At 61.8% G+C, this 20,639-nt stretch carries 18 protein-coding genes; 14 read left to right on the top strand and 4 right to left on the bottom strand.

Annotated features, from left to right (window positions below; genetic code table 11):
• Positions 1-118: 118 nt before the first annotated feature.
• Positions 119-412 (bottom strand): co-chaperone GroES, encoded by a 294-nt coding sequence (locus HDE80_RS21150; protein ID WP_184602594.1) that lies wholly within the window; start codon positions 410-412, stop codon positions 119-121.
• A gap of 383 nt (positions 413-795) precedes the next feature.
• Between HDE80_RS21150 and HDE80_RS21145 the strand changes: the two genes are divergently transcribed.
• The 9 genes from HDE80_RS21145 (at position 796) to purH (ending at position 10,273) form a co-directional block, all read left to right on the top strand.
• A complete protein-coding gene (locus HDE80_RS21145) occupies positions 796-3,003 on the top strand; it encodes a protein-disulfide reductase DsbD (protein WP_184674215.1) in 2,208 nt (735 codons plus the stop codon).
• A 4-nt stretch (positions 3,004-3,007) separates the two neighbouring features.
• Positions 3,008-3,532, top strand: coding sequence for a TlpA disulfide reductase family protein (locus HDE80_RS21140; protein WP_184674214.1), 525 nt, complete (start codon positions 3,008-3,010; stop codon positions 3,530-3,532).
• 141 nt (positions 3,533-3,673) lie between these two features.
• Complete coding sequence (aroQ, locus tag HDE80_RS21135) at positions 3,674-4,144, top strand: type II 3-dehydroquinate dehydratase (RefSeq protein ID WP_184602597.1); 471 nt, start codon at positions 3,674-3,676, stop codon at positions 4,142-4,144.
• 110 nt (positions 4,145-4,254) lie between these two features.
• A complete protein-coding gene (accB, locus tag HDE80_RS21130) occupies positions 4,255-4,713 on the top strand; it encodes an acetyl-CoA carboxylase biotin carboxyl carrier protein (protein ID WP_184674213.1) in 459 nt (152 codons plus the stop codon).
• Positions 4,714-4,723: 10 nt separating this feature from the next.
• Positions 4,724-6,097 carry an acetyl-CoA carboxylase biotin carboxylase subunit gene (accC, locus tag HDE80_RS21125; RefSeq protein WP_184602599.1) on the top strand — a complete coding sequence of 458 codons (1,374 nt, stop codon included), beginning with the start codon at positions 4,724-4,726 and terminating at the stop codon, positions 6,095-6,097.
• Positions 6,098-6,182: 85 nt separating this feature from the next.
• Positions 6,183-7,082: a 50S ribosomal protein L11 methyltransferase gene (prmA, locus tag HDE80_RS21120; RefSeq protein ID WP_184674212.1), complete on the top strand. Its 900-nt coding sequence runs from the start codon at positions 6,183-6,185 to the stop codon at positions 7,080-7,082.
• A 121-nt stretch (positions 7,083-7,203) separates the two neighbouring features.
• Positions 7,204-8,073 (top strand): zinc-ribbon and DUF3426 domain-containing protein, encoded by an 870-nt coding sequence (locus HDE80_RS21115; protein WP_184674211.1) that lies wholly within the window; start codon positions 7,204-7,206, stop codon positions 8,071-8,073.
• Between the two features lie 142 nt (positions 8,074-8,215).
• A complete protein-coding gene (locus tag HDE80_RS21110) occupies positions 8,216-8,563 on the top strand; it encodes a helix-turn-helix domain-containing protein (RefSeq protein WP_345776488.1) in 348 nt (115 codons plus the stop codon).
• Positions 8,564-8,662: 99 nt separating this feature from the next.
• Positions 8,663-10,273, top strand: a complete 1,611-nt coding sequence (purH, locus tag HDE80_RS21105; RefSeq protein WP_184674209.1) for a bifunctional phosphoribosylaminoimidazolecarboxamide formyltransferase/IMP cyclohydrolase — start codon at positions 8,663-8,665, stop codon at positions 10,271-10,273.
• 42 nt (positions 10,274-10,315) lie between these two features.
• On the opposite strand, the gene HDE80_RS21100 is transcribed toward purH, so the two are convergent.
• Both HDE80_RS21100 and HDE80_RS21095 read right to left on the bottom strand, forming a co-directional pair.
• Positions 10,316-11,227, bottom strand: coding sequence for an alpha/beta hydrolase (locus tag HDE80_RS21100; RefSeq protein ID WP_184674208.1), 912 nt, complete (start codon positions 11,225-11,227; stop codon positions 10,316-10,318).
• Between the two features lie 34 nt (positions 11,228-11,261).
• Positions 11,262-12,275, bottom strand: coding sequence for a bile acid:sodium symporter family protein (locus HDE80_RS21095; RefSeq protein ID WP_184674206.1), 1,014 nt, complete (start codon positions 12,273-12,275; stop codon positions 11,262-11,264).
• Between the two features lie 94 nt (positions 12,276-12,369).
• On the opposite strand from HDE80_RS21095, the gene HDE80_RS21090 reads away from it, so the two are divergent.
• Entirely contained in the window at positions 12,370-13,290 is a 921-nt protein-coding gene (locus HDE80_RS21090) for a LysR family transcriptional regulator (RefSeq protein WP_184674204.1), read from the top strand.
• 63 nt (positions 13,291-13,353) lie between these two features.
• Positions 13,354-14,064, top strand: coding sequence for a glutathione S-transferase (locus tag HDE80_RS21085; protein ID WP_184674202.1), 711 nt, complete (start codon positions 13,354-13,356; stop codon positions 14,062-14,064).
• Positions 14,065-14,208: 144 nt separating this feature from the next.
• Here the strand turns inward: HDE80_RS21085 and HDE80_RS21080 are convergent, their stop codons facing one another.
• On the bottom strand, positions 14,209-14,712 hold the full coding sequence (locus HDE80_RS21080; protein ID WP_184674201.1) for a DUF2782 domain-containing protein: 504 nt from the start codon (positions 14,710-14,712) through the stop codon (positions 14,209-14,211).
• Between the two features lie 94 nt (positions 14,713-14,806).
• On the opposite strand from HDE80_RS21080, the gene polA reads away from it, so the two are divergent.
• The 3 genes from polA (at position 14,807) to uvrD (ending at position 20,471) form a co-directional block, all read left to right on the top strand.
• The gene (polA, locus tag HDE80_RS21075; RefSeq protein ID WP_184674266.1) at positions 14,807-17,584 is read left to right on the top strand and encodes a DNA polymerase I; all 2,778 of its coding nucleotides are present in this window, start codon (positions 14,807-14,809) and stop codon (positions 17,582-17,584) included.
• Positions 17,585-17,932: 348 nt separating this feature from the next.
• Positions 17,933-18,154, top strand: a complete 222-nt coding sequence (locus HDE80_RS21070; RefSeq protein ID WP_184602608.1) for a hypothetical protein — start codon at positions 17,933-17,935, stop codon at positions 18,152-18,154.
• A 121-nt stretch (positions 18,155-18,275) separates the two neighbouring features.
• Positions 18,276-20,471 carry a DNA helicase II gene (gene uvrD / locus HDE80_RS21065; RefSeq protein WP_184674199.1) on the top strand — a complete coding sequence of 732 codons (2,196 nt, stop codon included), beginning with the start codon at positions 18,276-18,278 and terminating at the stop codon, positions 20,469-20,471.
• Positions 20,472-20,639 lie beyond the last annotated feature (168 nt).

Genomic DNA, 20,639 nt, shown 5'->3' with positions numbered 1-20,639 from the left:
CCTCAAAAAAATTAAATAAGGAAAGGTTTGTCGCTTGCGAAAGTCCAACAGAAAGGAGCCAAAGGCGACTGAGGTGCGCGCTCTCGATGTCGCGCTCTCCCAACAAGGCCCCATTCAATCAACCTTCAATGACAGCCACGATGTCGTCTTCTTTCAGGAACACCAGATCTTCGCCGTCGATCTTGATTTCCTGGCCGGCGTACTTGCCGAACAGCACGGTGTCGCCCGTCTTGACCGACATCGGACGCACGCTGCCGTCCTTCTGGATCAGGCCGGTACCGGCGGCGGTGACCTTGCCGCGGGTCGGCTTTTCGGTGGCGCTGTCAGGGATGACGATGCCGCCGGCCGAGACGCGCTCTTCTTCGAGACGCTTGACGATGACGCGATCATGCAACGGACGCAGTGTGCTCATGGATGACTCCAGCTTGGCTATTGAGACGGAACGAGTGAGATGAACTGAGGCTTCGAAGACCCGAATCGGCGACTTGTTAGCACTCACTGGTAATGAGTGCCAATTTTAGCAGTGCAGATTCCCACTGCAAGCGTCTCGAACCGGTTACTCGACAGCAGATTGGGCACCTTGACGTAACTTTCAAGGTCCGATGAACGAATAGCCACTTATAGCCATGTAAGACACCAACTGCCGTGCATTTGGCTGACATTCGACCATTCAACGCTTACCTACGGCGTCACTTCTAATCTCGCCGAACTGTGGGTTGCCGGCTATCACGCCGGTCGTACTAAGCCATAATGCCAAGTCGCCTGTCCCCGCAGGCCCCGATTGCTGGAGTCGTGATGAGACCGTTGCTTGCCGGCCGTGCGCTGATCTGTGCACTGTTATATCTGGGCCTGCTGTTCGCTGCCGTACCGGCCTTTTCGCAAAGCACGGCAGACCTGCTGCCGGTCACCGAGGCCTACAAGCTCACTGCCGGCGCATCCACACCTGGCGTGCTGAAGCTGCACTGGACGCTCGCTCAGGATTACTACCTCTATCGCGGCCGCATGAAATTCAAGGCGGGTGCCGGCGTCACGCTGGGCGATCCGCAGTTCCCGGATGGCGAAAAGCATCACGACGAATACCTTGGTGACGTGGAAATCTATCACCACAGCATCGACGCGACCGTGCCCTACACGCTGGCCGCCGGCACGGCACGGCTGGCACTGAGCGTGCAGTACCAGGGTTGCCACGAAGTGGATCCAAAAATCTGCTATCCGCCACATACCGAGCAGATCGATCTGCCCGTGCCAGCAGGCGCTGTGAAAGCGGATGGCGCGACATCCGGCGATGGCAATGCAGCAGCTAATTCACTCGGCGCTGCCCTGCATTCGCTGGGCAGCAAGTCATCAGGCGCAGCCGGCATGGGCGCCCTGCCTCCCGAACAAGCGTTTCGTTTTGAGGCCCTGGCCAGCTCGCCAGGCCATCTGCTGCTGCGCTGGACCATGCCCAAGGGCTATTACCTCTATCGCGACCAGACCACGCTGCAGCTGCGCGATACGGCAGGTTTGAGTCTGAAGCCGGCATGGCCCGCCGGTGTGATGCATCAGGATGCTAAGTACGGCAGCGTCACCGTCTATTTCGATCAGCTGGAACTGCCGGTGACGATCGATGGGAATCCTGCCGGCCGTCACTCGCTTGATCTCGACGCCAGTTTTCAGGGCTGCCAGGACGGCGGTTTGTGCTATCCATTGATGCACCGCACGCTGACCATTGATCTGGCCAGCGGCAGCAACGTGACCGACAGCACAGCCGTAGCTCCGGAAATGCCGCCCGCCGGCATCACCGGTACGCCGCTGCAGGTCAGCCTGCTAAGCGCGTTGTTGCTGGCGTTGGGCGGAGGCCTGGTACTGAACCTGATGCCGTGCGTGCTGCCGGTGCTGTCGATCAAGGCGGTGAGTATCCTGGAAAGTGGCGAAAGCACCGGCAGCGCTCGCCGTCATGCGCTGTACTACAGCGCCGGCGTGCTGTGCAGTTTTGCCGCGCTAGGCCTCGGCATCATCGCGTTACGTTCGGCCGGCCACGCGCTGGGCTGGGGTTCGCAGCTGCAGCAGCCGCTGCTGGTTGGCGTGCTGGCCTGCGTGATGCTGGCGGTCGGACTATCGATGTCGGGCGTGGTGCAGTTCGGCGCCTCGCTGGGCAATACCGGTGCCTCGCTGGCGTCGCGTTCCGGCCACGCCGGCGATTTCTTTACCGGCGTGCTGGCGGTGGTGGTAGCTAGCCCGTGCACCGCACCGTTCATGGGCAGTGCGCTGGCCTACGCTTTCGCCGCGCCGATGCTGTCGGCGCTGCTGGTGTTCCTGATGCTCGGCGTCGGGCTGGCGCTGCCGTTTCTGTTGATCGGTTTTGTTCCGGCGCTGGCCCGCTTGCTGCCACGACCGGGCCGCTGGATGGAAACGCTGAAGGAAGTGCTGGCCTTCCCGATGTATCTCACCGCCGCATGGCTGGTCTGGGTGCTGGCGCATCAGCGTGGCGCGGATGCGGTTGGCCTGGTGCTGGTAACGATGGTGCTGCTGGCAATGGCGCTGTGGTGGTTCGAACGCAGCCGCCACGGGCGGGCACTGAGCAAGGTATTTGTTGCCTTGCTGGCGCTAGCTGCCCTCGTGCCGCTGTATCTGCTGGCGCATGTTCCGCCACCGTCGACCGTGGTTGCCACGGAGGAAGGCGTGGTTGCCTATACGCCGGAAAAGCTCGCCGCCCTGCGCGCATCCGATACGCCAGTGTTCGTCGACATGACGGCCGACTGGTGCGTCACCTGCAAGGCGAACGAGCACACCGTGCTGGATACGCAGACTTTCCATGACCTGCTCAAGCGCACTGGCGCGATCTACATGAAAGGCGACTGGACTGACGTCAATCCGACCATCAGCGCGTTTCTGCAGGAATACCACTCGCCCGGCGTACCCTTGTATGTGGTATTCCCGAAACACAACGGGCCGGGCCAACAACTCTCAACCGTGCTGACGCCCTCGATGGTGGATCAGGCACTGACAGCGGCGGCTCAGTAAGCCGATGACGCGCACCAACTGGTTCATTCTCGGCATGGCCGTCCTGGCTGCCAGCCTAGGCGGCTACGTCGAGCATCGCCACCGCCAGCCGGACGCATCCATCGTCAGCCGGCCACTGCCCCCCATCAGCCTGCCTGACCTAAGCGGCAAGACCCACGCGCTGAGCGATTATCACGGCCAGCGCGTGCTGCTGAATTTCTGGGCCAGCTGGTGTGGTCCATGCTTGGCTGAAATGCCTGCACTGAACCATGCGCAAGCCAAGTTCGGCGAACGTGGCGCTATCGTCGTCGGCATCGCGATGGATGATCCTTCGCTGGCACGCGCCTTTGTTGCTGCGCATCCGCTGAATTACCCGATCCTGCTCGGTGACCTCACCGAGCCCAGCACGACGCTGCAATTGGGCGACACGACCACCGTGCTGCCTTACAGCGTGCTTGTGGGGCCAGATGGACGCGTGCTGGCCACGCACACCGGTGCGCTATCCGCAGACGAAATGGCAACATGGCTGGACCCGGACAGCCAGCCCTGAAACCCTAGGCGGCATACGCTGGCGCACGGGAACCTAGCACTTCTCCGGCAAACATCGTCGATCTACAGCGAACTGGACAACACCGACGACTGCGGGCAGACTGCACCCATTCCGGATATCCGGGCACGGACTGGGCGCATCGTGGCGAAGATTCTGGTCCTGCACGGACCCAACCTCAATTTGCTGGGCGCCCGCGAGCCGGAAATTTACGGCAGTCAGACGCTGGCCCACATCAATCAGCAGCTAGCCGAGCGCGCCCAGGAAGCCGGCCATGAGCTGGCCTGGTTTCAGTCCAACGCCGAGCATGAGCTGATCGGGCGCATCCAGCAGGGTCGCGATGACCACACCGCGCTGATCCTGTTCAACCCCGCCGCTTTCACGCATACCAGCATTGCCCTGCGCGACGCGCTGATGGCGGTGGCGATTCCGTTTATCGAAGTGCACCTGTCCAACGTGCACGCACGCGAGCCGTTTAGGCACCAGTCGTATCTGTCGGATATCGCGGTGGGTGTGATCTGCGGCTTTGGCGGCGACAGCTATCGGCTGGCGCTGGAAGCAGCCATCAACCGCTTGCACGCATCGGCGGCCAGTGCGCCGGATGTACCCAAATAAAACCCGTATCGATGACAAGTTTCCAATAACAAGACGTTCGGCCATAAGGCTGATCGTTACCCTTCCCCTCCCGCCACCCGCATTGGCGTGACCGACAAAAGGCTGATCCGATGGATTTGCGCAAAATCAAGAAGCTGATTGACCTGCTTGAAGAGTCCAATCTCGCCGAACTCGAAATCAAGGAAGGCGAGGAAGTGGTCCGGCTGTCGCGCGTACCCAAGAACGCCGCGCCCGTTGCGGCTCACACGGTACCAGCACCGGCACCCGTAGCTGCTGCGCCAGCACCCGTTGCCGCGGCTGTCGCCGAAGCGCCGGCCGCGGATGCCCTGCCTGCCGGACATGTCGTCAAGGCACCGATGGTCGGCACGTTCTACGCCTCTGCTACACCGGGCACGCCGGCCTTCGTCAAGGTGGGCCAGCAGGTCGCCGCTGGCGAGACGCTCGGCATCATCGAGGCGATGAAGATGTTCAACCAGATCGAGGCCGACGTGGCCGGCACCGTCAAGGCCATCCTGATCGAAAACGGTCAGCCGGTGGAATTCGACGAGCCGATGTTCGTGATCGCCTGAGCAATCGACCATGCCCAAGCTTGAAAAAGTTGTCATCGCCAATCGCGGCGAAATCGCGCTGCGCATTCTGCGCGCCTGCCATAGTCTGGGCATCAAGACCGTGGCGGTGCACTCCACCGTGGACCGCAACCTGAAGCACGTCGGCCTCGCCGACGAGTCGGTGTGCATCGGTCCCGGCCCGTCGACCGACAGTTATCTCAATATTCCGCGCATCATCGCCGCAGCGGAGATCACCGACGCTGGCGCGATCCACCCCGGTTACGGTTTTCTCTCCGAGCGCGCGGATTTCGCCGAGCAGGTCGAACAATCCGGCTTCGTCTTCATCGGCCCGCCGGCGGCAGTGATTCGCCTGATGGGCGACAAGGTCGAAGCGATTCGCGCGATGAAAGCCGCCGGCGTGCCCTGCGTACCCGGCTCCGGCGGCCCACTTGGCGAAGATGTCGATGAGAATCTGCGCATCGCCCGCGAGATCGGTTACCCCGTCATCATCAAGGCTTCCGGCGGCGGCGGCGGCCGCGGCATGCGCGTGGTGCGCACCGAAGCGCATCTCGGCAACGCAGTCACGCTGACCAAAGCCGAAGCGAAGGCCGCGTTCGGCAACGAACAGGTCTACATGGAAAAGTTTCTGGAGAATCCACGGCACGTGGAGATCCAGGTCATGGCCGACGGCCAGGGCAACGCGATCCACCTGGGTGAACGCGACTGCTCGATGCAGCGCCGCCATCAGAAAGTGGTCGAGGAAGCGCCCGCGCCAGGCATCACACCCGAGCAGCGTGCCGCGATCGGCAAAGTCTGCGTGGATGCCTGCCTGCGCATCGGCTATCGCGGTGCCGGCACGTTTGAATTCCTGTTCGAGAACGGCCAGTTCTACTTCATCGAAATGAACACCCGTATCCAGGTCGAGCATCCGGTGACCGAGCTGATCACCGGCATCGATCTGGTGCGCGAACAGCTGCTGATAGCCGGTGGCGAGAAGCTGTCGATCCGCCAGGAAGACGTGGTGATCCACGGCCACGCCATCGAATGCCGCATCAACGCCGAAGATCCCGACACCTTCATGCCGTCACCCGGCACGGTGAAACGTTTCGAGGCACCGGGCGGGCCAGGAGTACGTGTCGACACGCATCTTTACGACGGCTACAAGATTCCACCGAACTACGACTCGATGATCGGCAAATTGATCGTGCACGGCCCCGACCGCGAAACGGCGATCGCACGCATGCGCCTGGCACTGGCCGAAACCGTGATCGAAGGCGTCAAGTGCAATATCCCGCTGCAGCAGCGCATCATGGCGGATGCCGGCTTCCAGCACGGTGGCCAGAACATCCATTACCTGGAAAAGCGCATGGCTGAGCAGAAGGGACACCCGCCAGCCGATCACTGATCGTTCCGCACGTGACATTCGTTGCGCCGCCGGAGATCGGCGATGCAACGGCTGCGCAATGTCGTCGCCCATCCATGGATATCACATGCCCTGGCTAGAACTCTCCCTCGTGGTACGTACCGATCAACAACCCAGCGCAGAAGAAGCGCTGGACGAACTTGGCGCGCTGTCGATCACGCTGCAGGATGCCGATGCGGAAACGCCGGACGAGCAGGCGATCTTTGAGCCGGGCGTCGGTGAACTGCCGCTGTGGCCGACGATTACGCTCAACGCCCTGTTCGATGCCGGCACCGATCGTCGCGGCCTGATCGAGACATTGAGTGAGCTGTTGTCGTGGCTTGAGCCTGAACAGGTTGTGTTTCGCGACGTCGCCGATCAGGACTGGGAGCGCGCGTGGATGGACCAGTTCAAGCCGATGTCGTTCGGCCGTCGGCTGTGGATCTATCCCTGGAATATCGAGCCACCGGAAGATAATGATCTGGTCGTGGTGCGGCTCGATCCGGGCCTTGCATTTGGCAGCGGCACGCATCCGACCACCGCGCTTTGCCTGGAGTGGCTCGATGGTTTGTCGCTCGGCGGCAAGACGGTTATCGACTACGGCTGCGGCTCAGGCATTCTCGCGATCGCTGCGCTGAAACTCGGCGCAGCCAGCGCCGTCGGCATCGACAACGATCCACAGGCGCTGATCGCCTCGGCCGACAACGCGCAGCGCAACGGCGTGGCGAACAAGCTCGCTGTCTTTGAACCCGGCGCGGGAAACATGGCTTCGGCCGATATCTTCATCGCCAATATTCTCGCCGGTCCACTGGGCGCACTGGCGCCGACGTTTGCCGCCCTGGCAAAACCCGGCGCGCCGTTCGCGATCTCCGGCATCCTCGCCGGCCAGCAGGAGGAACTGCTGCAGCGTTACGCGGAGTGGTTCGATGAGCTGCAGGTGGATACGCGCGAAGACTGGGTGCGCATCAGCGGGCGGCGGCGCGTCTGAACACGGCGCATCGTGCCACTGCGCGTGATCCATGCCGCGTTTCACCATTCGGGTTTGTCAATGTAACGGGACGATCCGGGCCACCTGCTAAACTCGCGCGACACAGTTCATAGCGGCCTGCATGTATACCCAATGTCCTGAATGCCTGTCCGTGTTTTCGCTCGATGCGCACACGCTGGCGCAGGCTCACGGTCACGTGATTTGCGGGCATTGCGGCACCAGCTTCGACAGCATTGCCACGCTTGCCGGACAGCTGCCGCCGGAGCCCTTCCGCGAGCTGCCGCTGAACGATCAGGCGCTTGAACCGCCGCGCATCGATCTGGTGGTCTATCGACCCAAACCGCTGGCTCCTGCGGTCAACGACAGCGCCGTGATTGGCGAAGATGACACTCCCGAAAAGGTTCCGGAAGCAGAGGATTTTTCCCAGCTCGTCTTTGCGCCACATTTCGTCCGCCAGAAAGCCGGCAAGGAATCGCGACGATCGCAACGACATGCGAGCAAGCAACACAGGCGCAATAGCGGCGATCGACACTGGCCCTGGGTGATCGCCGGGCTACTGTTGATGTTTGTGCTCGGCACACAGCTGGCCTGGGCCAAGCGCGATTTTCTGATCCGCGATCCGCTGGTGGGCGGCTGGCTACGCACCGCGTGCGACACGCTCGGCTGCCAGCTTCCGCTGATCGCCGCTCCAGATCAGTTGCGCCTGTTGGCCAGCAACGTACAGGCCCATCCTAGCGTGTCGGGCGCATTGATGATCAGCGCCAGCGTGCGCAACGACGCGATCTTCGCGCAGCCGTTTCCCGTGCTCACTGTCACATTGTCGGACGCACAGGGCCAGCGCATTGCCATGCGCCGGTTGCAGCCGCGCGAATATCTCGATGACACCGCGATTCTGCAACGCGGCCTGGCTCCGGGAGCGAGCGCTGCGCTGTTGCTCGAAGTGGAAGATCCGGGTGACAAGGCGGTGGCTTTCGAATTTGGTTTCGAATAGCACTTAAAATTCTTCGCCGGCACGGGTAGACTCGGTCCCTCGCGCAAAAAGGGCAGTCATGCTCGACACATGCCGCGAACTACGCCAACAAATAATCAATGCAGCGGCCAACGCAGCCGTCGCTATGTGAGGGAATCGATCCGTGAATGCCGTCAGACTGCCTGCCATCGAGGCCGCGAAACAGACCTCGTCACCTGGCATCGGTTCGCAGGGCGTTAGCGTGCACGAAACTGGCAATCACAGCGGCAGCGTCCAAAGCGCCAGTGCGTTGAGCGAGTGCGTTAGCCGCACTGTGCGTCGCTATTTGGCCGACATCGGCGATACCGAATGTGCCGAAGGTCTGCACGCCTTGGTGCTGCGCGAGGTTGAGATCCCACTGCTGCGCGAAGTACTGGCGTTCCATGATGGCAACCAGAGCCGCGCTGCCTGCGCGTTGGGCATCAACCGCGCCACGCTGCGCAAGAAGCTGGCCACACACGGCTTGCTGTAAGCCACTCACGCTTTTCACCGCCTGATCGTCGATCACGCCGAAACTGCAACCCCGACTCGGCGGCTATACTAAGCGGCTTTCCCTGCCTGGAAACGCCTCATGTCCGCGCCCTCCCTCGTGCCCATTCGCCGCGCCCTGCTCAGCGTGTCGGACAAGACCGGCCTGATCGAATTGGGTCAGCGACTGGTTGCCCATGGCGTCGAACTACTTTCCACCGGCGGCAGCGCCAAAGCCCTGCGCGACGCAGGCATCGCAGTGATTGACGTCAGCGACATCACCGGCTTCCCCGAAATCATGGACGGCCGCGTGAAGACACTGCATCCGAAAGTGCACGGTGGCCTGCTCGGCCGTCGTGGTACCGACGATGCGGTAATGGCTGAACTCGACATCGCGCCGATCGACTTGCTGGTACTGAATCTGTATCCGTTCGAAGCCACCGTGGCCAAGCCCGGTTGCACGCTGGAACAGGCCATCGAGAACATCGACATTGGTGGTCCGGCGATGCTTCGTTCCGCGGCAAAAAACTGGAACGATGTCAGCGTGCTCACCTCGCCTGATCAGTACGCCGAAGCGATCACCGAGATCGAAGTGAGCGGCGGTCTGACCCGCGCGACGCGCTTCAAGCTCGCCGTTGCCGCATTCAACAACGTCGCCAACTACGACGGCGCGATCAGCGATTATCTGTCGGCGCTGCAGCTCGACGACACGCAACAATCCATCACCGGACATGAGGCGTTCCCCGCTCAGGTCAACAGTCGCTTCGTGAAGCTGATGGATCTTCGCTATGGCGAAAACCCGCATCAGCAGGCGGCGTTCTATCGCGATCTGTATCCGGCGCCGGGCACGTTGGCGACGTTCCAGCAGGTGCAGGGCAAGGAGTTGTCGTTCAACAACATCGCCGATGCCGACGCCGCGTGGGAGTGCGTGCGCAGCTTCACCAAGCCAGCCTGCGTCATCGTAAAGCACGCCAACCCCTGCGGCGTGGCAGTCAGTCTGGACGGTATCGGCCGCGCGTACGATCTGGCCTACCAGACCGATCCGACCTCAGCCTTCGGCGGCATCATCGCATTCAATCGCGAGGTGGACGCCGATACGGCGCGTGCGATTGTCGATCGCCAGTTCGTCGAAGTGGTGCTGGCTCCCGCCTACGCGAAAGACGCGCTGAAAGTATTCGGCAAGAAAGCCAACGTGCGCGTGCTGATCATTCCGCTGCCGGCGGACGGTGGACTATCCGAAGCCCATCCGGGCAACCACTCCAAGCGCGTTGGTTCGGGCCTGCTGATCCAGACCGCCGATCTGGGCATGATCGGTGCGGACGATCTGAAAATCGTCACGCGCCGCGCGCCGACCGAAGCTGAAATACACGACCTGATCTTTGCCTGGAAAGTGGCCAAGTTCGTCAAGAGCAATGCCATCGTTTATGCACGCGACCGCCAGACGATCGGCATCGGCGCGGGTCAGATGAGCCGCATCTACAGCGCGCGTATTGCCGGCATCAAGGCGGCCGACGAGAAGCTGGAAGTGCGTGGCTCGGTGATGGCTTCCGACGCTTTTTTCCCGTTTCGCGACGGTATCGATGCGGCCGCCGAAGCTGGCATCCGCGCGGTGATCCAACCCGGCGGTTCGATGCGCGACAGCGAGGTGATCGCCGCCGCCGATGAGCACGACATGGCCATGGTGTTCACCGGCATGCGCCATTTCCGCCACTAGCGGCGGAAATCCAATGAGTTATCGCCCTAACCCGGCGGATTTCTAGGCGGGGTGCGTTTCCAGCCATGTTTCGAGCAAGGCATTCACTTGTTCGGGAGCATCTTGCTGCACCCAGTGCGATACGCCCGGCAAACGTTTCAGGGTGAGCTGATCGATATAAGCGTCGAGTCCATGCGTATTGCCGATGCCCAGTGCGAGGTCCTGCTCGCCCCAGATCAGCAAGGTAGGCACTTCGATGCGCGGTAAAGTCTTGCCCTTGCCGTGACCACCGGCAATGAGCTGGCGAAATGCGGCGCGGTACCAGTTGATCATCGCGGTCAGCGCTCCGGGCTGCAGTGCATGAGTCGCATACACCTGCAAATCCTGCCTGGAAAGTCGGCTGGAATCACGGACCTTGCTGCGGAAGGCGCCACGGATACGGCGCGCGCCGTTGGCCGCCAGCAAGACTTCAGGCAACCACGGCAATTGGAAAAAGTAGATGTACCAACTGCGTCGACGCTGACTCCAGGTTTTCAGCTCTCGCGCGAATATGGCCGGATGTGGTGCATTCATCACCACCAATCGCGCCAGTGGACGCTGACGTCGGATCGCGAAAGCCCAGGCCAGTGCACCGCCCCAGTCGTGACCAATGAGCACCGTGTCAGTGGCTTGTGCCGCATCGATCAGTCCAGCCACATCGGCCAGCAGCTCGGGCAGGGCATAGGCAGCCACGCCCCGTGGTCTCGACGACTGCCCATAACCGCGAAGATTCGGCGCCCACACGCGATAACCGAGTCGAACCAGCAGCGTGATCTGCGCGCGCCATGAATAGTTGAACTCGGGAAATCCATGCAAGCACAGGGCGAGATGGGGGCCCTGACCTGCCATCGCCACTTCGAACTGCTGGCCATTGGCCATCACCGTGCGGATCTCGATGCCACTGGAAGGTTCGGGAATCCAGCTCGGTGTATCCATCGCAGCCACGCCCTCTCAGATCATTCGTGGCAGCCTAGCCTTTCGATGGTCCCGCAGCCAGTCCATCGGCAAGCTCCGCGCGTTTTTCCTGCGCCTGTGCATAGCGCCGCGCCAGTACTGCACAGGTCATCAGCTGGATCTGATGGAACAACATGATCGGCAGAACGATCGCGCCCAGCGGATGCCCGGCAAACAGCACCTTGGCCATCGGCACACCGCTGGCCAGACTTTTCTTGGAACCGCAGAACACGATGGTGATCTCGTCCGCAGTGCCGAAGCCGAGCGCGCGTGAACCGTAGCGCGTAACGATCAGCGCCACCGCCAGCAGAATCGCATTGACCACCAGCAGGCCGCCCAGCACCGGCAGCGGCATCTGTTTCCACAGACCTTGCAACACGGCGGCACTGAAAGCCGTATAGACCACCAGCAGGATCGAACCCTGGTCGACGTAGCTGAGCAGGCCACGGTTGCGCTCGACCCATTGACCAATCCAGCGCTGTGCCACCTGTCCAGCCACGAACGGCACCAGCAGCTGCAGCACGATCTTGCCGATCGCATCCCACGACATGCCACCCTGCCCGTGCGACTCCATCATCAAACCGACCAGCAGCGGCGTGATAAAAATACCCAACAGGCTCGATGCCGAAGCCGCGCAAATCGCGGACGGGATGTTGCCGCGCGCAATCGAGGTGAACGCAATCGATGACTGTACCGTCGATGGCAGCGTGCAAAGAAACAGCACGCCCAGATAAAGATCCGGCGTCACCAACCAAGACAGCACCGGCTTCAGCAGCAGCCCAAGCAGCGGAAACATCACGAAAGTACTGCCCAGTACGATCAGATGCAGACGCCAGTGCGTCATGCCGGCAACGACCGCCGCACGCGACAGCTTGGCGCCGTGCAAAAAGAACAGCAGCGCGATCGCTGCATCGGTCAGCAGGTTGAATACGCTGGCTGTCTCGCCCTGGCAAGGCAACACGCTGGCCAGCAGTACCGTGCCCACCAGCGCGCACGTAAAGCGATCAGGGAGAAAACGAGTAAGTGCCATGGCGCAGGTGACCTGAAGAGTCCAGGCGGCTATTGCAACGCGACGAGATTGATAAATCAAATCGTTTTATCTGATCTTTTGATACTCTTTTGGTATGAATATCAGTCTGCGCCAGCTGCGCGCTTTTCTGGCCGTCGCCAAACTGCGGCACTTTCGCCGTGCGGCCGAAAGCCTGCACCTGACCCAGCCAGCGATCAGCCGTCAGATCACCGATCTGGAAAGCGAACTCGACGTACGCCTGTTCGACCGCAACACGCGCGAAGTGGTGTTGACCGAAGCGGGTCGCTACCTGCAGGTAGCACTGGAACGGGTACTCGAAGAACTCGATGGCGTATTGGCCCACGTTCACTCCGAAAGCGAGCGGCGTCACGGCAAGGTGCGCGTTGCCGCCGTCCCGACGCTTTCGGCCGGACTGATGCCACAGTGCATCGCCGTCTGCGCGCGCGACTATCCCGAACTGACAGTTCAACTGCACGATCAGGCACAGGTGATGGTGCTGGACAGCGTGCGCGGCGGCGAAGTGGATTTTGGCCTTGCAATCGAACCGGCCGAGCGTGAGAGCTTCGAATGCGAAACGATCCTGCACGATCCGTTTGTGCTGATCTGCCATCGCACGCACCCCTTCGGCAAACTTGCCACCGTGCCGTGGGGGAAACTGCAGGGCGAACCACTGATTCTGCTCGATCACACATCGGGCAGCCGGCGACTGATCGACCAGCAGCTGACCATGCACGGCATCGAGGCCAATGTCGTGCAGCAGACCGGGCATACGCATACCGCTTTCCGAATGGTCGAAGCCGGGCTCGGTATCAGCATTGCTCCGCAGCTTTCGCTACCCACGTCCGAGCAGTTGGTGGTTCGTCCGCTGACGCCAATCGCCAGCCGCGCGATCACCCTGATTCGTCGACGCCACCGCTCGCTGTCGCCGGTGGCCGAACTGGTCTGGGCACAGATTCGTTCGATAGCGACTCAACTCACGCAGACGCGGCGCGCATCGTCGAAGAAACCGGCATGACCCTGCTCACGCTTCGTTGAGTCGCGCGCGTCTAGCCTCGATACCAACCCATTGGAGATCGTCATGCGCTATCAGCTTTACTACTGGACCGATATCCAGGGACGCGGCGAGTTCATACGACTGGCATTGGAGGACGCTGGCGCCGACTATGTCGATGTCGCCCGTGAGAAAGGCGACGGCGTGATCATGCCGTTTCTGCAGGGCGAACATCCCGGCGCACTGCCGTTTGCACCGCCATTTCTGAAAGTTGGCCGCACAGTGATCGCGCAGACGGCGGCAATTCTTTTCTATCTCGGCCCAAAACTGAAACTGGCGCCGGCGGGAGCGGCAGCGCAGCACTATGCGAATCAGCTGCAGCTAACCATTGCAGACCTGGTTACCGAAGTGCACGACACGCATCACCCGATCGCCAGCGGCCTTTACTACAAGGATCAACGCGCCGAAGCCAAGCGCCGCGCCGATGATTTTCGCGAGAATCGTTTACCAAAATTCCTCGGCTATTTCGAGGACGTGCTGGCGCGCGGTAACGGTCGGCAAGCCCTGGCCGCACACTCCTATGTCGACCTGTCGCTGTTCCAGATCATGAGCGGACTGCACTACGCATTCCCGCACGCGATGCGAAAGCTGCGGCGCAAGCTGCCGCATTTGCACTCACTCGCCGAGCGGGTGGCGGAGCGACCGAAAATGGCGCTCTATCTGGCATCGCCGCGGCGAGTGGCCTTCAATGAAGATGGCATCTTTCGCCACTACGCCGAACTCGACTCGACGCGTTGAGTTCATTTCAGGACAGCGCAATCACCGCATCACGCGCAACAATCAATATTGCCGCCACGGCGGCGAACACCGCCGAGCTCAAAGCAAGCGGTCAGCCATTGCACCACGTTGCTGCCCCATCAATGATTGCTTCAGCGATTCGCCTCAGCCGCCATCGGTCGCCGAGTCAGAAGAACTTGCTTCAGCTGGCTTACTCTTGCCCCACTCCAGCACCTTGTACATCGCCGGATGCACTGGCGCTTCGCCGGTCTGCATATGCCGGGTGCCGTCCGGATCGACCGTATAGCTCTGCGGAATACCATTCTTTGGCGTCACTACCACCATGTAGAGCATGCCGCTGCGGCGGTATTCCTCGACTTCATTTTCGCCTTCCTGATGCGAGCTGACATCCGGCAAGGTCATGTGCTTGCCGTCGCTGGCCGTTCCAGAGTCCTGCATCGCAGGCAGATTCTGGCCACCGGCTGATTTCGGTGCAGGCGCGGAAGGAACCTTCGGAGGTGGCGGCAACTGATTGACACCGGGATCATTCATGCCGGGCGGCGGCAGCACGCTGGTTGCCGGTGCCGCCGACTGGGCATATGCGCCGGAAGCAGCGAGACCTGAAGCAAGGAGAAAGCTTGCGGCAACAAGCAGAGTGGCGGATTTCATGGCGGCAACCTCAGGTTGGGTGTCAGAGAATAGCAGTGCCTCTGCTGACCGACTGTGAAACACGATGGATCACGCACGCATGCGAGAATGGGATATGGCCAAACTCATTCTTATCGACGGTTCGTCCTACCTTTACCGTGCGTTTCATGCGCTGCCGCCGCTGACCAACGACCACGGCGAGCCCACCGGCGCGCTGTTCGGCGTGGTCAACATGCTGCGCGCCACGCTGAAGGCCAAGCCCGACTATCTGGCCTTCGTCAGCGATGCATCCGGCCCTACGTTCCGCGATGCGCTTTACGACCAGTACAAGGCCAATCGTCCGCCCATGCCTGACGACTTGCGCGCGCAGATCGAGCCGATGCTGGCCATCGTGGGGGCGCTGGGCTTCCCGATCCTGCGCGAGCCTGGCGTGGAGGCCGACGACGTGATCGGCACGCTGGCCACGCAGGCCCAGGCGCTCGGCATCGAGGTGCTGATCTCCACCGGTGACAAGGATCTGGCCCAGCTGGTCAGCTCGCACGTCACCCTGATCAACACCATGAGCAATACCGTCACCGACATCGACGGCGTGATGGAAAAATTCGGCGTGCGGCCGGAGCAGATCATCGACTTTCTGACGCTCACCGGCGACACCGTCGACAACGTGCCAGGCGTGCCCAAGTGCGGCCCGAAGACCGCAGCCAAGTGGCTGGCCGAATACAACACACTGGATGGCGTAATCGCCAACGCCGACAAGATCGGCGGCAAGATCGGCGAGAGCCTGCGCGCTGCGCTCCCACAGCTGCCGTTATCACGCGAACTGGTGACGATCAAGCTGGACGTGCCGCTGGATGTTGGCCCGACCGATCTGGCCCAACGTGAGGCGGATACGTCGCAATTGCGGGAGCTTTATACGCGGTATGGATTCAAGGCCGCGCTGAAGGATCTGGATGCGGCTGAGCAGGCATCGCCAACCTATCCGACCGGGCCCGACGGGCAACGAGCAGCGGACAGCGCGGCAAGTGGCGCCGCGGTGGCTCCAGGCACGACTGTTACCAATGAAATCATCGACGCTTCGCTATCGGCACCGGGCGAATACGAACTGGTCACCACGCAAGATCAGTTCGATGCATGGCTGAAAAAACTGCAGGCCGCCGAGCTGATCGCCTTCGATACCGAGACCACCAGCATCGACGCGATGCGCGCGGAAATCGTCGGCGTCAGCCTGGCGGTGGAACTGGGCAAGGCCTGCTATATCCCGCTCGGTCACGATTACCCGGGCACACCGACGCAGTTACCACGCGATGCCGTGCTCGCGGCGCTCAAACCCATCTTTGAGGATGCGGACAAGCCCAAGCTCGGCCAGCACGCCAAATACGACATCAACGTGCTGAGCCATTACGGCATTGCCGTGCAAGGCCTGAAGCACGACTCGATGCTCGAATCCTATGTGTGGAATGCCACCGCCACGCGACATGACATGGATTCACTGGCGCGGCTGTACCTTGGTTACGAAACCATCAAGTACGAGCAGGTCGCAGGCAAGGGCGCCAAGCAGATCTCATTTTCGCAGGTGGATCTGGATACCGCCTGCCGCTATGCCGCCGAAGATGCCGATGTCACCCTGCGCCTGCATCACGCGCTATGGCCGAAGCTGGAAAGCGAACCCAAGCTGCGCGCGGTGTATCAGGACATCGAAATCCCGCTGGTGCCGGTGCTGGCCGAGATGGAGCGTCGCGGCGTGCTGATCGACGGCGACGAGCTGCGCAGGCAGAGCCAGCAGCTGGGCAAGCGCATGCTGGAACTGCAGCAGCAGTCGTACAAGCTGGCCGGGCATGAATTCAACCTCGATTCGCCCAAGCAGTTGCAGGCTGTGCTGTTCGATGAACTCGGCCTGCAGGCGAAACTGAAAACGCCGACTGGCCAGCCATCCACCAACGAGGAAGCGCTGGAGGCCATTGCCGATACGCACGAGCTGCCGCGACTGATCCTGGACTATCGCGGCCTGGCCAAGCTGCGCTCCACCTATACCGACAAGCTGTCCGGCATCGTCAACCCGCGCACCGGCCGCGTGCATACCAGCTACCACCAGGGATCGGTGGCGACCGGGCGCATTTCCTCTTCCGAGCCGAATCTGCAGAACATCCCGGTGCGTACCGAGGAAGGCCGGCGTATCCGCCAGGCGTTCATCGCGCTGCCGGGCTGGAAGGTGATGGCCGCCGACTATTCGCAGATCGAATTGCGCATCATGGCGCACCTGTCCGGCGACGAAGGTCTGCTGCGTGCGTTCCACGAAGGCGGCGACGTGCACCGCGCCACCGCAGCGGAAGTGTTCGGCGTCACGCCGGATGATGTCACCACCAACCAGCGCCGCGCGGCCAAGGCGATCAACTTCGGCCTGATGTACGGCATGAGCGCGTTCGGCCTGGCGCGCCAGCTCGGCGTCGATCGGGGCGAAGCCAGCGACTATATGGCACGCTATTTTTCGCGTTATCCCGGTGTGCGCGCCTACATGGATTCCACGCGCGAGCAGGCACACCGCGATGGCTACGTGGAAACCATCTACGGCCGACGGCTGTATCTGGAAAACCTCACCTCGCGCAATCAGGGACTACGTCAAGGCGCCGAGCGTGCTGCGGTCAACGCGCCGATGCAGGGCAGCGCCGCCGACATCATCAAGCGCGCGATGATCGCCGTGGCCGGATGGCTGAAAGGCCGCGACGACGCCCATATGCTGATGCAGGTACACGATGAACTGGTGTTCGAGGTGCGTGCGGACGCAGTGGATGTGTTGCGCGCCGCCGTGATCGAGCGGATGTCCGGCGCCGCGGAACTGGCGGTGCCTTTACTGGTCGATGTTGGCGTGGGCGACAACTGGGACGAGGCGCACTGATCCGTTCACTTTGGGACACGCCGGGAATTCGAAGTTATCCACAATAACGACCCAAACACCCCAGTTCTCATCAGATGAACCGTCAATAAATTTTTTCTACGATCTCTGAAACTTTCCCCACAAGTCGCGTTCAAATCTATCGGATGCACGCAACGGCATCCCCGGCGTGCCTACCTCCCTGGGCCGCCACCCGGTACGAACCTCTCCCCTGGGTTTCGTGACGGCCGGCCCCGAAGGTTCCCCCTAGCCTTCGGGGCCTTTTTTTATCGGTCACTTGGTAAGTGCCATGGACTTTTTGTGCACGGGGGCGTCCGGCATACTCGTGGCTCAATCCATCGGGAGAGCTTCATGCGCGCAGGTCTGATCATCGTCGGCATCATTCTGCTGGTCGCCGGCATCTGGGTCACGCTGGGCAACGGCAGTTACAAGCAGACTGACACGCTGGTGCAGCTCGGGTCCGCCAAGATCGAGGCGACCCACACCAAGGCCGTGCCGCAATGGGCGGGCATTGCAGGCATCGTGGTCGGTGGCTTGCTGGTGGTGGGTGGGTTCGTCAGCAAAAAACGTTGAATCCGCGAACGCTCGACTCTCAGAAAACTCCCGCCCATGCAGCAGTTTTTCCTAGGATGTTGCCTTTGCAGCGTATGCGTAATGACGGCCCGCAGCGACGCGGACCGTTACAATAGGGCGGATGGATGTCTCCCACCTGATCGACCCGCTCAACGATGCGCAGCGCGAAGCCGTCTGCGCACCACCTGGCCACTATCTGGTGCTGGCCGGCGCTGGCTCCGGCAAGACCCGCGTGCTCACCCACCGTATCGGCTGGCTGACCCAGGTCGAGCGCGTGCCGCCCTGGGCGATTCTCGCGGTCACCTTCACCAACAAGGCCGCCGGCGAAATGCGCTCGCGGCTGGATGCGCTGATCCCGGGCGGCACGCAGGGACTGACCGTAGGCACCTTTCACGGCATTGCCCATCGCCTGCTGCGCCGGCACTGGCGCGAAGCCGGCCTGACCGAAACCTTCCAGATTCTCGATTCGGACGACCAGCTGCGGCTGGTCAAACGCGTCGTCGCCGGGCTGGGCCTGGACGATGCGCGCTTCCCGCCGCGTCAGGCCAGCTGGCAGATCAGCAACTGGAAGGACGAGGGCAAGCGCCCGGAAAGTATCGAGCACGGCAACCACCCGGTCACCCGCACCTTTGTGCAGATCTACCAGGCCTATGAAGACGCCTGCCGCCGCGCCGGCCTGGTCGACTTCGCCGAGCTGCTATTGCGCGCACACGAGCTATGGTTGAAAAATCCTGCCGTGCTGGAGCACTACCAGCAGCGCTGGCGCTATCTGCTGATCGACGAATTTCAGGACACCAACACGCTGCAGTATGCGTGGATCCGAGTGCTCGCCGGCAGCGCCGGGCAAGTTTTTGTCGTCGGTGATGATGACCAGGCCATCTACGGCTGGCGCGGCGCCAAGGTCGAGAACGTACAGCAGTTCCTGAAGGACTTCCCCGGCGCACGCACGATCAAGCTGGAGCAGAACTACCGCTCCACCTCCAACATTCTCAAGGCCGCCAACAGCGTGATCGCGCGCAACGGTGGCCGCCTCGGCAAGCAGCTGTGGACGGCAGGCGATGACGGCGAGCGCATCGCGCTATATGCCGCGTACAACGAGCAGGACGAGGCGCGTTTCGTGATCGAGCGCATCCGCGAATACGTGGCTGAGCATGGCAATGCGAAGGACTGCGCGATCCTCTACCGCTCCAACGCGCAGTCGCGCAATTTCGAAGAGCAGCTGATCCAGCGCGACATTCCCTATCGCGTCTACGGCGGTCAGCGCTTTTTCGAGCGTGCCGAGGTCAAGGATGCCCTGGCGTATCTACGCCTTACCGCTAACCGGCACGACGACGCGGCATTTGAGCGCGCGGTCAACACGCCGCCGCGCGGCATCGGTGACCGCACACTCGATGCATTGCGCAAGCGCGCACGCAGCGACAACACCTCGATGTGGGAAACTGCACTGATCGAGCTGGCCAGCGGCAGCGAGCTGGCCGGTCGCGCCAAGAATGCAGTGAAGGCGTTTCTGGCAATGATCGACGCGATGGCCAAGACCTTCGCAGGGCATGACGGCGACGCGTCGTTCACCCTTGCCGAACAGATCGACCATGCCATCACCCACACCGGTCTGCGCGATCACTACGAAAAGGACAGCCGCGGCAACGGTGAGGCGCGAGTGGAAAATCTCGACGAACTGGTCAATGTCGCCAGCCGCTTCGAGCCGACGCAGGAAGATATCGAGGCCGGGCTCAGCGAATTGTCCGCCTTCCTGTCGCACGCCACGCTGGAATCCGGCGAAAATCAGGGCGAAAAATGGGACGACTGTGTGCAGCTGATGACCCTGCACTCGGCCAAGGGCCTGGAGTTTCCGATCGTGTTTCTGGTCGGCATGGAAGAAGGCCTGTTTCCCAGCCAGCGCTCGGTCGACGACGAAGGCCGGCTTGAGGAAGAGCGGCGCCTCGCTTACGTCGGCATCACCCGCGCCCGCGAAAAACTGTTTGTGACGCACGCCGAATCGCGTCGTATGCACGGCACCGAAATGCTGGCGCGCCCCTCGCGTTTCCTCGGCGAAATGCCCGCCGAATTGATCGACGAAGTACGCCCCCGCGTGCAGGTCAGCCGCCCGATCTACGCGGGCCGCTTCAACCAGCCATCGTCATCGCTGCAGGAAGAACTCCCAGTCAAACTCGGCCAACGTGTAAGCCACCCCAGCTTCGGCGAAGGCGTGGTACTCAGCGCCGAAGGCAGCGGCGGCCATGCACGATTGCAAGTGAATTTCGAAGGCGCCGGCAGCAAGTGGCTGGTAGCGGCGTATGCGAATCTGACGCCGCTGTAGCCTGACGTTATCGGTTGACTATGCAGCTACGCTGAGTCCGCTTTCGGCCATTACCCGAGGTCTGCTTTGGGCTGAGGCTGTGTAAAAACGCAAAACCCCGAGCTATGCGCAAATATATGTTTCTTTGCCGCACCTTGTCAGCGATGCGAGGAAAGTAAGGAGCCCTCA

Source organism: Rhodanobacter sp. A1T4, from assembly GCF_014207185.1.
Classification (GTDB): Bacteria; Pseudomonadota; Gammaproteobacteria; order Xanthomonadales; family Rhodanobacteraceae; genus Rhodanobacter.
The sequence above is the reverse complement of the archived record's forward strand: the minus strand, read 5'-3'. Positions and strand labels throughout refer to the sequence as shown.